At 52.6% G+C, this 15,232-nt stretch carries 8 protein-coding genes; all 8 read left to right on the forward strand.

What is annotated here, in order from left to right; genetic code table 11:
* Positions 1 to 77 precede the first annotated feature (77 nt).
* Positions 78 to 1,337, forward strand: coding sequence for an exonuclease subunit SbcD (gene sbcD / locus DQM29_RS09440; protein WP_111740455.1), 1,260 nt, complete (start codon positions 78 to 80; stop codon positions 1,335 to 1,337).
* Positions 1,334 to 5,014 carry an AAA family ATPase gene (locus tag DQM29_RS09445; protein WP_111740456.1) on the forward strand — a complete coding sequence of 1,227 codons (3,681 nt, stop codon included), beginning with the start codon at positions 1,334 to 1,336 and terminating at the stop codon, positions 5,012 to 5,014. Before sbcD ends, DQM29_RS09445 begins: the two co-directional genes overlap by 4 nt.
* A gap of 112 nt (positions 5,015 to 5,126) precedes the next feature.
* Positions 5,127 to 6,038, forward strand: coding sequence for a recombination-associated protein RdgC (rdgC, locus tag DQM29_RS09450; RefSeq protein WP_111740457.1), 912 nt, complete (start codon positions 5,127 to 5,129; stop codon positions 6,036 to 6,038).
* A 242-nt stretch (positions 6,039 to 6,280) separates the two neighbouring features.
* Positions 6,281 to 7,081, forward strand: a complete 801-nt coding sequence (locus DQM29_RS09455) for a hypothetical protein (protein WP_111740458.1) — start codon at positions 6,281 to 6,283, stop codon at positions 7,079 to 7,081.
* Positions 7,078 to 7,563 (forward strand): hypothetical protein, encoded by a 486-nt coding sequence (locus DQM29_RS09460; protein ID WP_111740459.1) that lies wholly within the window; start codon positions 7,078 to 7,080, stop codon positions 7,561 to 7,563. The genes DQM29_RS09455 and DQM29_RS09460 overlap by 4 nt, the downstream gene beginning before the upstream one ends.
* A 224-nt stretch (positions 7,564 to 7,787) precedes the next feature.
* Complete coding sequence (locus DQM29_RS09465) at positions 7,788 to 9,008, forward strand: MdtA/MuxA family multidrug efflux RND transporter periplasmic adaptor subunit (RefSeq protein ID WP_111740460.1); 1,221 nt, start codon at positions 7,788 to 7,790, stop codon at positions 9,006 to 9,008.
* Positions 9,005 to 12,142, forward strand: a complete 3,138-nt coding sequence (locus DQM29_RS09470) for an MdtB/MuxB family multidrug efflux RND transporter permease subunit (RefSeq protein ID WP_111740461.1) — start codon at positions 9,005 to 9,007, stop codon at positions 12,140 to 12,142. Before DQM29_RS09465 ends, DQM29_RS09470 begins: the two co-directional genes overlap by 4 nt.
* Entirely contained in the window at positions 12,139 to 15,219 is a 3,081-nt protein-coding gene (mdtC, locus tag DQM29_RS09475) for a multidrug efflux RND transporter permease subunit MdtC (protein ID WP_111740462.1), read from the forward strand. Before DQM29_RS09470 ends, mdtC begins: the two co-directional genes overlap by 4 nt.
* Positions 15,220 to 15,232 lie beyond the last annotated feature (13 nt).

A 15,232-nucleotide genomic window follows, 5' to 3' on the forward strand; every position in this document is an offset into this window, starting at 1 on the left:
AATAAGTGAAAAAGACCGCCATTTAACCCTTGGCTGCGTATAATGGCGCAGCAACGTGACTGATACTGAGAGGATTCATGCGCATTATTCACACGTCTGACTGGCATTTAGGGCAGTACTTCTTTACGAAAAGCCGAGCCGCAGAACATGAAGCCTTCTTAGACTGGCTGATTGAACGCGTTCTTATCCACTCTGTCGACGCCATTATCGTTGCCGGAGACGTGTTCGATACCGCATCGCCCCCCAGCTACGCCCGTGAACTTTATAATCAGTTTATCGTCAAACTTCAGCCTACAGGCTGTCGTCTGGTGGTGCTGGGTGGGAATCACGACGCCGTCGCCGTGCTTAACGAATCCCGATCGCTGCTGGCCTGCCTCAACGTTGACGTTATTGCTGGCGTAGCGGAAGATCCATCTCAGTCACTTTTAGTTCTCACTAACAGTGCCGATGAACCTTCCGCTCTACTGTGTGCCGTTCCGTTTATTCGTCAGCGTGACATTGTCACTAGTCAAGCCGGGCAGTCTGCGGAAGAAAAACAGCAGGGAATGCGTGCAGCAATTGCAGCCTACTATCAGCACCTCTACGAGCTAGCGCTAGAAAAAAGAGAGGCAATCGGCCGCCCTTTACCCATTATTCTCACTGGCCACTTAACGACGGTTGGCGCATCAACGTCGGATTCCGTCAGGGAGATCTATATCGGTACCCTTGATGCCTTTCCCGCACAGGATTTCCCCCCTGCTGACTATATTGCTCTGGGCCACATTCACCGACCGCAAAAGGTGGCGAACAGCGAGTATATTCGCTATTCGGGATCTCCGATCCCCCTTAGCTTCGACGAAGCTGGTCAGGAAAAAAGCGTCGTTTTGGTGGAGTTTACGCCCAACGAGTCGACCAGCATCGAGCTGCTGCCCGTTCCGGAATTTCAGCCGATGCGCTTAATCAGTGGTGATATCGATACCGTACTCAATCAGCTATCATCATTCGACTCTCATCGTGAAGAGCTGCCTACCTGGCTGGACATTGAGGTCGATACCGCCCTTTACCTAAGCGATCTGCAAAAGCGCATTCAGCTAATGGCTGACACTCTGCCAGTCGATGTACTACTGCTGCGGCGCAGTAAGTCGATGGCTCACCGCCATTTGGTGCGGCAGGAAAAAGAAACGCTGTCTGAGCTGACGGCAAGTGACGTTTTCGAGCGCAGGCTGGCGCAGGAACAGGCACAGTCTCCCGATGAAAACGCTGCGCTGCGCTATCCTCGGTTGAGGGAGATGTTTAACGGTATTCTAGAAGACGTCAGGCTCGAACGCGAACAGCGCGCCAAGGAGGAGATCAAGTGAAAATTCTCAGCCTGCGCCTCAAAAATATTAATTCCCTCAAGGGCGAGTGGAAAATCGACTTTACCCGCCCGCCCTTTTGCGACAACGCGCTGTTTGCCATTACGGGCCCAACCGGCGCAGGTAAAACCACCCTGCTGGACGCTATTTGTCTAGCTCTTTACCACAAAACGCCTCGGCTTACCGTTAGCCCAACGCAAAACGATTTGATGACAAACTACACGGCCGAGTCGCTGGCCGAAGTCGAATTCGACGTTCAGGGCGTTGGCTATCGCGCATTTTGGAGCCAGCGTCGAGCCAAAGGCCTAGCTGACGGCAACCTGCAGGCACCCAAAGTAGAGCTGGCCTACCTGAGCGACGGAAAAATCATTACTGATAAAGTTCGCGACAAGATTGACGCTATCGCGCAAATCACTGGTCTTGATTTTGGTCGCTTCACGAAGTCCATGATGCTCTCTCAGGGAGAGTTCGCCGCCTTTCTGAATGCTGAACCCAACGAACGAGCCGAGCTTTTAGAAGAGCTCACCGGTACAGAGATATATGGGCAGATATCCGAGCGGGTCTTTCTTCGCCATAAAGAAGCCAAAAGCGAGCTGGATACGCTGTACGCGCGATTTGACGGCGTTCGCACGCTGAATGACGACGAACTAAGCCAGCTACACCAGCAGGAACAGCACCTGCGCCATCAGGAAAAAACGCTAAGCCAAGATATCCAGCGCCTAACTAACGACACTCAATGGCTAGCTCAACACGATGACAACCAGCAGCAGTTAACCTCAGCACAGCAGCGGCTTACTGCCGCTCAAGAGGCACTCCGGCATCACACAGCAGAGCTAACCCGGCTACAGCACAGCGAGCCAGCAGAAAAGCTGATGCCGCTTTATCGTGAACGCCAGCGGCTTCGCGATGAAACCCTTACACTCACTCATAGTGTGGCTCAGCTGAAAACAGAAGCCGCCAGTCTTCACCAAGTCGCTGAGCAGAGCCAGCAGGCCTATGAACAAGAAGAAAAGGCGCTGGCTACCCTTCTTGCTGACCATGAGCAAACCCGGGCACTGATTGATGAGAGGGTTACTCCACTTGATCTGCGTATCTCAACTCGACGCCAAGAGCTAGAACAGTGGACGGCTCAAAAGACAGATTTAACTGTTCAGCATCAAAATGCCGTTTCCGCCCATGGGGCATTGATCTCGCGATGTGCGACCGTAGAGCAGCGGCAGCGCGAGCTGAACGACTACTTTACCCAATACAGCACCTACGCCCAGTGGGGTGAAAATCTCCCTCTCTGGCAAAGCCAGCTAGAAGATTTGGCTCAGCAGAGCGCCGAACAGGATCGACTCCATCAGGATATTCACCAACGCCGCCAAGAGCTGGCTACCGTAGAGCAATCCCTGACTCAGGCGGCAGAGGAGCAGCACCTTGAACAAGAACGCCTCATTGCTCAGCAGAGCGCCCTTGAAAGCCTACAGCAGCAGTATCAGGCCTTAACGCTTGATGACGACCTGCCCTCACTTCGACAACAGCGACTCGCTTTAGCCAGCGCGCGAGAAAAGGTTCGCGAGCTATCCCAGCTACAGCTTCGACATTCGGAAACACAGGCAAGACGCATCAGCCTTTGTGAGCGAAAGGCCCAGTTAGCAGCCAGTATCGAACAGCAAAGGGCTCAGCAGCAAACCTGTCAGCGAGCCCTTGACGATAAACAGGCTCATCTGGCAGATCTCGATACCCTTCACCAGCAGGAAAGCCTGCTGGCTCGCTTCGCTCAGGAGAGAGCCCAGCTTCAGTCTGGGAGCCCTTGCCCCCTTTGTGGCGCAACGGAACATCCTCTTGGTGCAGAAAGCGATCCGCTCGTTCACAGCAACAGCACAGAGCGGCTCGCCGTATTAAAAGCAGAAGTACAGCAGTTACATGACGACGCTATCCGCTTAATCAGCCAGATCCACGCGCAGGAAGAAGAGGCTCAAAGGCTACATGTTGAAACCGCCTCTCTGGACAGCCTTCTTGCCGATCTCCAGAACCAGTGGCTCACCCTCAGCCAAGAGTCAGAGGCAGCATTCAGCATTGATGATGAGCACGGCCTGATTGAAAGCCTTAACACACTACAACAGCGCGAACAGCTCCTCGATGAGCGCCTTCAGGCGCTGGAGCGGGGAGAAAAGGCGCTTCAACAGCACCAGTCACTGTTAAGCCAGCAAACTGCCAGCCTGAAAGAGGCTCAGCTGCGTGTAACGCTGCTGACGCAGGACGTTGCCCACAGCAAACAGCAGTGCCAGCAGTCGGAAGATCTATTCAAAGCATTAGAACACACCTACCAGCATCGACTGACACAGCTCCGCCAGCAGCTGGAAACATTTACACTGTCCCTGCCTTCTGCCGAAAATGCGACCTCATGGCTTACATTACGCAGAAACGAGTGGCAACAGTGGCAGACAAACCGTGCAGAATTCACTGCGGTGGAACAGCAGGCAGCAGCGATAAATGCCGAAATAAGCGGGCTACAGAGCCAGCTATCGCTTATAGCAACGCGCCTGCATGACGTCGAAGCTCAATACTGTACCTGCCGTGATAACGTTGAGCGCCTCATTCAAGAACGCCAGCAGATATTTGGCGAGCAATCAGTAACTCAAGCCTTACGCCAGATGGCTGAAGCGCGTTCTGAACGTGAACAGTCCTTAACGCAGCGCCGTCAACTCGCCCAGCGCAGTCACAGTGAGCGTCAGTCCCTTATTGGGCGACTGTCGGCTCTCGAACAGCAGTTCCAACAGCACCAAGAGCTGCAACAGCGGCAGGAACAGCATTTTCATCAAGCTATTGTAGACAGCGCGTTTAGCGATGAGTCCGCCTTTTTAGCAGCTTGCCTCAGCGATGAAGAACGGCAGTCACTCAGTTTGTTAAAAGAACGCCTGACAACGGAGCTCACTCAAGCCTCCGCCCTCGCTCAGTCAGCCGAACAGCGTCTTCAGCAGCATCTAACGGCTCGCCCGGCGCATCTTGCTCAGGATGAAACGCGTCAGGAACTTGCTCAGCGCATTACTCTACTTTCTCAAGAGCTTCGCGCTAACGGGGTTCTTCAGGGGGAAGTAAAGCAAAAACTGGCTGAAGATATTCTCTCCCGCGAACGTCAGGGAGAACTACAGAAGCTTATCGCCCACCATCAGCAATCCTTGGACGATTGGGCGATGCTCAATGCGCTTATTGGTGCCAGCGACGGTGCCAAGTTTCGCCGCTTTGCTCAGGGGTTAACGCTTGATCATCTGATATATCTGGCTAACCGCCAGCTCGACAGGCTTCACGGGCGCTATCAGCTTCAGCGAAAAGAGGACGGCGCACTGGAAATGCAGGTGATTGACACTTGGCAGGCAGACAGCGTGCGCGATACTCGCACCCTCTCTGGCGGGGAAAGCTTTCTAGTCAGTCTGGCTCTGGCGCTGGCGCTCTCCGATCTGGTTAGTCATAAAACCCGCATCGACTCACTGTTTCTTGACGAAGGATTTGGCACGCTGGACAGCGAAACCTTGGACATCGCGCTGGACGCGCTGGACAACCTCAATGCCAGTGGAAAAACCATAGGCGTCATTAGCCATGTTGATGCCATGAAAGAGCGGATCCCAGTACAAATCAACGTGAAGAAGATAAATGGACTCGGCGTCAGTAAATTGGATGACAGGTTCAAAAATTAGCGGATTACGCCAAACTCAACGGTAAAAGTGCGGCACCGCACGCCACGATTGGGTATGATGGTAACCATGTTTATACAGAGCGCTGCTCTCTTTGAAGAAAATGGAAATAAGTATGTTGTGGTTTAAAAACGTTATGATTTATCGCCTCAGCCGTGATGTGTCTCTGTCAGCGGATGAGATGGAAAAGCAGCTCAAACCGTTAACCTTCACCCCCTGCGGCAGCCAGGATATGGCAAAAACGGGATGGGTTTCTCCTTTGGGTTCAGACAGCGACGCTCTGACACACACCGCCGGTAACCAAATTCTTATCGTCGCTCGCAAAGAAGAAAAGATTCTGCCTGCGCCGGTCATTAAGCAGGCGCTTAACGCAAAAATTGCCCAGCTTGAAGCAGAACAGCACCGCAAGCTGAAAAAGACAGAAAAAGATGCTCTGAAAGACGAAGTCTTGCACACTCTCCTGCCTCGCGCCTTTAGCCGCTTTAACCAGACCAGCCTGTGGATCGATACGGTAAACGGCCTGATCATGATCGACGCCGCCAGTGCCAAGCGCGCTGAAGATACGCTAGCGCTGCTGCGCAAGAGCCTTGGCTCACTGCCGGTTGTCCCACTCACGATGGAAAGCCCGATCGAACTGACGCTAACTGAATGGGTCCGTTCAGGATCGCTACCTGCTGGATTTACGCTACAGGATGAAGCCGAACTCAAAGCACTGCTTGAAGGCGGCGGCGTGATCCGCTGCAAAGCACAGGAGCTGGTCAGTGATGAAATCGCCGCCCACATTGAAGCGGGCAAATTGGTCACCAAACTGGCTTTGGACTGGCGCGAGCGCATCGAATTTATGCTGGCTGACGACGGCAGCCTGAAGCGCATCAAGTTTACTGAAACGGTCAAAGAGCAAAATCAGGACATTGATAAAGACGATCGCGCAGCCCGCTTTGACGCCGACTTCTCCCTTATGACGGGTGAAACTATGTCATTAATTAATGAACTCATTGAAGCATTAGGCGGAGAGCGTAAAGAATAACCGTATTTTTAAAATGGATTTAACACACTATGTTAACGCCGTTAAAAAATGCAATCAGTTAAAAATGGCAGGATAAATATATTTCTATCGCCGGCAGGAGTGGTAAACTACCCTCTTGCCGGTGTTGCATTATAATCAACATAATATGACATGCTTGTTCTAATATTACCGGTAGCTAAAATTTTTAAATGACTTAAATATAGTTTAAAAACCAATTTAAAAAGAGTGAGCGGGGTGAGCGTTTGCATAATTATATCATTAACGACCGGGTTCTTTTTAATACCCACACCGGTACGTTAAGCCGCCTTGACGACCCGCGGCAGATAAGCACGCTCGATAACCATACCAAGCGCCTGTTTCTGCACCTGATAGACAGTGGCTATCAGATTATTCCTTTCGAACAGCTGGCACAGGATATTCATCGCCAGCCTTCAGCTGAAACGACAGCGCTTCTGGTACATATGTTGGAAGGCATTTCCGAATCGTTTCAACACATTAACGAAATGGAACCCGTGCTCACGGCATACTCTTATGGAGCACAGCTTTCAACTGACGTTGAACTCAAGGTTGTAGCCAGCTACAGAACCTTTAATAATGATAGTCAGGAAAAGCCCTATATTGCAAAAAGGCCGTTAATTAATGCCACGCTGCTGTCAGAAAATACCAGCGTAAAAACAACGCCTAAAAATACCGTTGACCGCATCCTTTGGTACTACATCCGCGCGGCTCTACTAGTATCACTGTTTATTCTCCTGCTTTACGGCGCGCTGTCGCTGTTTACCAGCAAACCCAACTACTACGCTGACTATCACTATCAGGGCGACTACCGCAGCTGCCGCGTATTTATCCATAACCAAAAGCCGACGGATCTGGAACATCTTAAGATGCGCATCGATGAACTAGATATCGACTGTAGTTCGCCTAAAAACGTCTACTCCAGCTTCCCTGCTGACGACAGGCGAGAATCCTTTCAGGTTTGTCATGGCGATCCAGATAAAGATCGTACTCCCTGTCTTAACTACTATGTGGTGAAGGTAAAATGAAGCGTCGTTTAATCTTAACGCTCTCCGCTGCGTTCGGTGCAACGCTGGTGCTAGCAGCCTGCATTTATCTATTTTATGTTCGTCAACAGGAGTCGTTTAGCTGTGCCTCTCACACTACCTATCTTTTTGAGAAGTCAGATAAAAGCAACGAAGCGCTGATGATCTCCAGCATGAAATTTCGCTTTAAAAATGGCAAAGGCAAAAACGTCATGACTGGATATATAGAAACAAACGGCCAGCGATACACTATCGATAGAACAATTTCATTTGATTACTATAGAAATAAAAATAACGACTTCACGTTAAATACTACTAATGTTCTGCGCACCTCTCACGATACGCTGCCAAAAGATTTAGGAGAGCGTTATCTCTACCGTTTCAGCACAGAACTCCATGAATCTACCTATTTGCATATGATAGAAATGAGCAGTGGTAAAAGGCTTTTTTCCAGCGGAACGCTGCCCTATTTTATTTGTGAATAAGAAACAAAAGAGTAGTATTTTTAACGCGTAAAGAAAGTTAACGGAAAATTAACTTTTCATGACACAAGCTCCATATTTCTTTCATTCTTTTTATTAGCCTACGCTTTATACTAAGCGGCATTTCTCTCAGTGACGATGCGTCGCTGAAAATTGCTTTCCGTCATTCAGACGTTAAGCTACGGAGAATAGCTCACCGGACAGAGCTATTATGGTGAAGATTCCACATGACAAAATCCTCTATCAGTCTATCGCGCCCTTTAATTGTTACGATCGTTGTAGTCTGTACCGTTGGCGCGTTCTTTTTTTTCAAGCCCTTTTCCAGTGGTGAAGCCCCTGCGGTGACAAAATCTGGCAGCGCAAAAGCGCCAGCGCCTACCGGGCGACGTAATATGCCCATGCCGCCAGTTCAGGCGGCTACCGCATCGATACAGGACGTTCCTCGCTACCTGAGCGGCCTCGGCACTGTCACCGCGTCTAATACCGTTGTGGTTCGCAACCGAGTAGATGGTCAAATAATCGCAATTCACTTTACTGAGGGTCAGAACGTCAATGAAGGAGACCTGCTGGTTGAAATAGACCCGCGTCCTTTCGACATCCAGCGCGTTCAGGCTGAAGGCCAACTGCAAACGCTGCAGGCCACCTTGGCAAACGCCAAGCGCGATCTGGCGCGCTATCAGTCTCTGATAAAAACCAACATGATTTCGCGACAGCAGCTGGATGAACAGTCCTCACTGGTTAAGCAAACAGAAGGCAGCATCAAGGCCGCCCAAGGCACTTTGGACAACGCCAACCTTCAGCTTACCTACAGCAAAGTAACTGCGCCGATTTCAGGCCGCGTAGGTCTGCGTCAGGTTGACGTCGGCAACTATGTCTCCAGTGGAGACAGTACTGGTTTGGTCGTTATTACCCAAACAAAGCCTATCGACGTTTTATTCTCACTTCCAGAAGCCTCCCTCGACAATATCCTCCCCGCATATCGAGATGGCAAAGTACTGACCGTCGAGTCTTGGGATCGAGAAAATAAACGTCTTATTGCCACGGGAACACTCCTCAGTCTAGATAACCAAATTGATACCGCCACAGGTACCCTGCGCCTGAAAGCACGCTTTGATAACCAAGATGAACGCCTGTTTCCCAACCAGTTTGTCAATACAAAGATCCAGGTCGACACGCTGAAAGATGCGCTGATTATTCCCGCAGCGGCCGTACAAACCGGCAACGGGGAGAATTTTGTCTGGGTTCTCAGCGACGAAAATAAAGTGAAAAAACAAACCGTGACCATCGGCCTTCGCTACGGCGAACTGAGCGTTATTAACAGCGGCCTGTCGTCAGGGCAGCGAGTAGTGACTGACGGTGTCGATCGCCTTAAAGAAGACGTTCAGGTTGAGATTGTTACACCGGGAACGCCTAAAGAGAGTTCTCGCCGCGGGCAGAAGGCCAAATGAACGCAGAGCGCGCTCTTCCTTCAGGCGGAGGCCCGTCTCGCCTCTTTATTTTACGACCGGTGGCGACCACGCTACTGATGGTTGCCGTGCTGCTGGCGGGCATTTTGGGCTATCAAAAGCTGCCCGTTTCAGCACTGCCTGAAGTTGACTACCCTACCATTCAGGTCATTACCCTCTACCCCGGAGCTGGTCCTGACGTTACAACATCGGCCATTACTGCGCCGCTAGAGCAGCAGCTTGGGCAAATGTCTGGCTTAAAGCAGATGTCTTCACAGAGCTCGGGTGGGGCATCGGTTATTACCCTACAGTTTCAGCTCGATTTAGCGCTGGACGTCGCAGAACAGGAAGTTCAGGCCGCTATCAACGCGGCCACCAACCTGCTGCCTAACGATCTGCCCTATCCGCCGATTTATAGCAAGGTTAACCCTGCCGATGCCCCTATCCTGACGCTTGCTGTGACGTCAGATGCGGTTCCGATGTCGCAGGTGCGCGATATGGTAGAAACGCGCGTTGCACAAAAGATTTCTCAGGTGTCCGGCGTCGGGCTAGTGAGCCTGTCCGGCGGTGAACGCCCCGCCGTCAGGGTTAAGCTCAACCCACAGGCAATAGCGGCCTACGGTCTGGACAGCGAAACCGTTAGAAGCGCCATTACCAGTGCCAACGTTAACTCAGCAAAGGGCAGCCTCGACGGCCCAACCCGTTCTGCAACACTGTCCGCTAACGATCAGATGTGCTCGCCAGAGGACTACCGTCAGCTCATTGTCTTCTATAAAGACGGCTCACCCATTCGGCTAAAAGACATCGCTACTGTTGAAGACGGCGCGGAAAATACCCAACTGGCCGCCTGGGCGAATCAAAAACAGGCCATTATCCTTAACATCCAGCGTCAGCCGGGTGCTAACGTGATTACCGCTGCTGATAACATTCGCCAGCTGCTGCCCCAGCTAACAGACAGCCTGCCGCACTCCGTTAACGTTCAGATCTTGACCGACAGAACCGTTACCATTCGCACGTCCATTAACGACGTTCAACTGGAGCTTTTGCTGGCTGTTGCTCTGGTAGTGATGGTGATCTATCTGTTTTTACGTAATTTGCCGGCAACGATCATTCCCAGCGTCGCAGTGCCTCTTTCCCTGATAGGCACCTTTGCCGTTATCTACTTTCTCGGTTTTTCCATTAATAACCTGACGCTGATGGCGCTGATCATTGCCGCAGGCTTTGTCGTTGATGACGCCATTGTGGTGATCGAAAACGTTTCTCGCTATATCGAGCAGGGGGAAAAACCTCTTAATGCAGCGCTCAAAGGGGCAGGAGAAATAGGCTTTACGATTATTTCTCTTACTGTCTCACTGATAGCCGTGCTTATCCCACTGCTGTTTATGGGAGACGTGGTCGGCAGGCTGTTTCACGAGTTTGCCTTAACGCTGGCGATAGCGATCCTGATTTCCGGCGTTGTCTCCCTAACCCTGACGCCAATGATGTGCGCTCGCCTGCTAAGCCATGAGTCACTTCGCAAGCAAAACCGCTTTTCTCTGGCCTCAGAGCGCTTTTTTAACCGAGTTGTTGAAGGCTACGGACGCTACCTGACCGTAGTATTAAAACATCCAATAACGACCCTTGGCGTCGCAATAGGCACTCTAGCGCTGACCGTGGTTCTTTATCTAGCGATTCCTAAAGGCTTTTTCCCCCTACAGGACAACGGCCTGATACAGGGAACAGTAGAAGCGCCTCAGTCTATTTCGTTTACCGCCATGGCCAAGCGCCAGCAGGAAGTCACCGCGCTTTTGCTGAACGATCCTGACGTTGAGAGCGTCTCCTCATTTATCGGCGTGGACGGGAACAACGCCACCCTCAACAGCGGCAGGCTACAAATAAACCTAACGCCGCTGAGCCAGCGTGACGCACGCGCGCCGGAAATTATTGAACGCCTGTTAAATAAAGCAGCCACCGTCCCCGGTATTACTCTCTATCTACAGCCAGTACAGGACTTAACCATTGAAGACCGAGTGAGCAGAACGCAGTATCAGTTCACTCTTCAGGCCATGTCGCAAGAGCAGTTGACACAGTGGGTGCCAATTTTGCTTGAACGACTTAAGCAGGTGCCTGAACTGGCAGACGTCACCAGCGACTGGCAGGATCGCGGCCTGATGGCCTACGTCAACGTTAATCGCGATGATGCCAGCCGACTGGGCATTGACATGAGTGCTATCGACAACGCGCTGTATAACGCCTTTGGCCAGCGCCTGATTTCAACGATCTACACCCAGTCCAACCAGTACCGCGTCGTACTGGAACAGCAAGTCGATAAATCTCGCGTCATGGAGGCGTTTAACGATATCTACATCAAGAACGCCAGCGGGCAACCCATTCGATTAACCAATATCGCCACCGTTGAAGAGCGCTTTGCCCCTCTTTCCGTTAACCGAATTGCCCAGTTCCCGGCAGCTACCGTCTCGTTTAACCTTTCTCCCGGTATCTCACTGGGTGAAGCGACTCGCGCTATTACTGAGGCCGAGCAAGATCTTGACTTTCCAAGTGACATTGTCACTCAATTTCAAGGCGCTACCCTCGCGTTTCAGGCCTCGTTGATCAGCACGCTGTGGCTGATCCTTGCGGCAATAGTCACAATGTATATCGTATTGGGAGTGCTGTACGAAAGCTTTATTCATCCGGTGACTATCCTCTCCACGCTGCCCAGTGCGGGGGTTGGTGCCCTGCTGGCGCTGATGCTGTTTGGTCAGGAGCTGGATATTATCGCCATCATCGGCATTATTTTGCTGATAGGCATCGTCAAGAAAAACGCCATCATGATGATTGACTTCGCGCTGGCTGCTGAGCGAGAAGAAGGCAAAACCCCCTATGAAGCTATCTATCAGGCATGCCTGCTGCGCTTTCGGCCTATCCTGATGACCACCATGGCGGCTCTGCTCGGCGCTTTGCCACTGATGCTCAGTCAGGGCATCGGCGCTGAACTCAGGCAGCCGCTGGGCATCTGTATGGTGGGCGGCCTGCTGGTCAGTCAGGTTCTGACGCTGTTTACTACGCCGGTCATTTACCTTCTGTTTGACCGCCTGAGCCGAAATAATCGCCGTTCGATAACCGCCCGTCGTGAACCAGACGAGGTGGTATCGTGAGGTTTTATGCCCTGTTTATTCAGCGGCCGGTGGCAACCACCCTGCTAACGCTGGCTATTGTGCTCAGCGGGCTGCTGGGCTTTCGGCTATTACCAGTCTCTCCTCTACCACAAATAGACTTTCCGGTTATTTCCGTCAGCGCTTCACTGCCGGGCGCCTCACCGGAAACGATGGCAACCTCAGTAGCAACACCGCTGGAAAGGGCTCTAGGCTCTATTTCCGGCGTGAATGAAATGACCTCCAGCAGCTCACTGGGCAGCACCCGCATTATTTTGCAGTTCGATATGGATCGCGATATCAACGGCGCGGCCAGAGACGTACAGGCCGCTATCAACGCCGCCCAAAGCCTGCTTCCCAGCGGTATGCCTTCACGCCCCACCTACCGTAAGGCGAATCCGTCTGACGCCCCTATTGTCATTCTAACGCTCACCTCAGACGTCTATTCTCCCGGTGAGCTGTATGACTACGCTTCCACACAGCTGGCCCAGAAGATTTCACAGCTTGAGGGTGTGGGCGACGTCAGCGTCGGCGGCAGTTCTTTGCCCGCAGTCAGGGTAGAACTCAACCCGCAGGCGCTGTTTAATCAGGGGGTATCTCTGGATGACGTCAGAACCGCCATCAGTAAAGCTAACGTTCGCCGCCCACAGGGATTTTTAAACCTTGATGCACAGAACTGGCAAATTCAAACCAACGATGAGATCAAGGTTGCCGAAGGCTACCGCTCGCTGATTATTCACTATCAAAACGGGACGCCCGTTAGGCTACAGGACGTTGCCGACGTCGCTGACTCCGTACAGGACGTGCGCACCGCCGGGATGGCCAACGGTGTGCCCGCTATTCTGATCATGGTTCGCCGAGCGGCAGACGCCAACATTATCGAAACCGTCGATCGCATACGGGCAGAACTGCCGGAGCTTCAGTCCGCTCTTCCCAGCGCCATTACGCTATCGATTGCCCAAGACCGCTCCCCTACAATCCGCGCTTCTCTCAGTGAAGTAGAGCGCGCACTGGCGATTTCTATCGCTCTGGTGATCCTCGTCGTGCTGCTGTTCCTGCGGGAAGGCCGCGCTACGCTTATCCCTGCCGTCGCCGTGCCCGTTTCGCTTATTGGCACCTGCGCCGCTATGTACCTGCTGGGATTCAGCCTGAATAACCTGTCGCTGATGGCCTTGACTATCGCCACCGGCTTTGTCGTCGACGACGCCATTGTGGTACTTGAAAACGTCTCACGTCATATTGAAAACGGCCTGAAGCCCTTTGATGCCGCCCTCAAAGGCGTTAGCGAAGTGGGCTTTACTGTTCTGTCCATGAGCCTGTCTCTCGTTGCGGTGTTTATCCCTCTGCTGTTTATGAGCGGCCTGCCCGGGCGGTTGTTTAGCGAATTCGCCGTCTCGCTGTCAGTCGCTATTGGCATTTCGCTGGTTGTCTCCCTAACGCTAACGCCCATGATGTGCGCCCGCTTACTGAAAGCCCGCTCGCCTCAGCGCGAACGCGGATTCGGACGCTTTCTACGCGCGATTCAGGTGGGTTACGCGCGCTCTCTGGTGTGGATGCTCAACCGCGCTCCGCTGGTGCTGACGCTGTTTATCGCCACCGTGGCTCTGAACGTTTGGCTGTATATGAACGTGCCAAAAACCTTTTTCCCCGAACAGGACACAGGGCGCCTGATGGGCTTCGTTCAGGCTGACCAAAGCATCTCCTTTCAGGCGATGAAGCAAAAAATGAGCACTTTTATGAAAATTGTCAGCAGCGATCCAGACGTTGACAACGTGACGGGATTTACCGGCGGTTCACGCACAAACAGCGGCTCAATGTTTATTTCCTTAAAGCCCCTCGGCGAGCGCAAAGCCAGTGCCCAACAAACCATCGCCCGCCTACGGGGCAAGCTGTCGCAAGAGCCGGGAGCCAGCCTGTTTTTGATGGCTGTTCAGGACGTTCGCGTTGGCGGCAGGCAGGCTAACGCCAGCTATCAGTACACGCTGCTGTCCGACGATCTTTCTTCGCTCCGCCAGTGGGAATCCCGCATTCGCACGGCGCTGTCACAGTTGCCGGAGCTGGCGGACGTTAACTCAGACCAACAGGACAAAGGCGCCGAAATCGCACTGACCTATAATCGGGAAACCCTGTCGCGGCTCGATATTGACGTCTCATCGGTAAACTCCCTGCTGAATAACGCCTTCGGCCAGCGGCAAATCTCAACCATTTACCAGCCCCTGAACCAGTACAAAGTGGTCATGGAAGTTGCGCCTCAGTACGCGCAGGATCCCAGCGCGCTGGATAAAATGTTCGTGATTAACAGCGAAGGCAAGGCCATTCCCCTGTCCTACTTCGCCCAGTGGTATCCTTCTAACGCACCGCTATCCGTTAACCATCAGGGGCTTTCAGCCGCCTCGACTGTCTCTTTTAACCTCGCGGACGGCTATTCTCTCTCAGAGGCGACAGCCGCTATCGAGCGGGCAATGACCACGCTGGGCGTACCGCCGACCGTTCGCGGCTCTTTTGCCGGCACGGCACAGGTGTTTAAAGAGCTGCTGATGTCGCAGATTTTTCTTATTCTCGCCGCGGTAATCACCGTCTATATCGTGCTCGGCGTACTGTATGAGAGCTATATTCACCCGCTGACCATTCTTTCCACTCTGCCTTCGGCGGGCGTCGGCGCAATCCTCGCGCTAGAGCTGTTTAATACACCGTTTAGCCTTATTGCCCTAATCGGCGTTATGCTGCTCATTGGGCTAGTGAAGAAAAATGCCATCATGATGGTCGATTTTGCGCTAACCGCTGAGCGTGAAGGCCGACTGACGCCTAGAGAGGCTATCTATCAGGCCTGCCTGCTGCGTTTTCGTCCTATTCTGATGACGACACTGGCAGCAATCCTCGGGGCCGTGCCTCTGGCTTTAGGCAGCGGAGACGGTGCAGAGCTGCGCCAGCCGCTGGGTATTACCATTGTCGGTGGCCTTATCGTCAGCCAGCTGCTGACGCTGTACACTACGCCTGTAATCTATCTCTATTTTGACCGACTAAGCCGCTGGCTTGAGCGCCGCAAAGCGTCCCGCCGTGCGTACAGGTTACCGACTTAGGCTGGAGCGTCGA

Source organism: Leminorella richardii (assembly GCF_900478135.1).
Taxonomy (GTDB): Bacteria; Pseudomonadota; Gammaproteobacteria; order Enterobacterales; family Enterobacteriaceae; genus Leminorella; species Leminorella richardii.

Bases quoted from the DNA above. Each gene is read 5' to 3' on its own strand.
- sbcD (WP_111740455.1), top strand. From the start codon at position 78: ATGCGCATTATTCACACGTCTGACTGGCATTTAGGGCAGTACTTCTTT.
- rdgC (WP_111740457.1), top strand. From the start codon at position 5,127: ATGTTGTGGTTTAAAAACGTTATGATTTATCGCCTCAGCCGTGATGTG.
- DQM29_RS09460 (WP_111740459.1), top strand. From the start codon at position 7,078: ATGAAGCGTCGTTTAATCTTAACGCTCTCCGCTGCGTTCGGTGCAACG.
- DQM29_RS09465 (WP_111740460.1), top strand. From the start codon at position 7,788: ATGACAAAATCCTCTATCAGTCTATCGCGCCCTTTAATTGTTACGATC.
- DQM29_RS09470 (WP_111740461.1), top strand. From the start codon at position 9,005: ATGAACGCAGAGCGCGCTCTTCCTTCAGGCGGAGGCCCGTCTCGCCTC.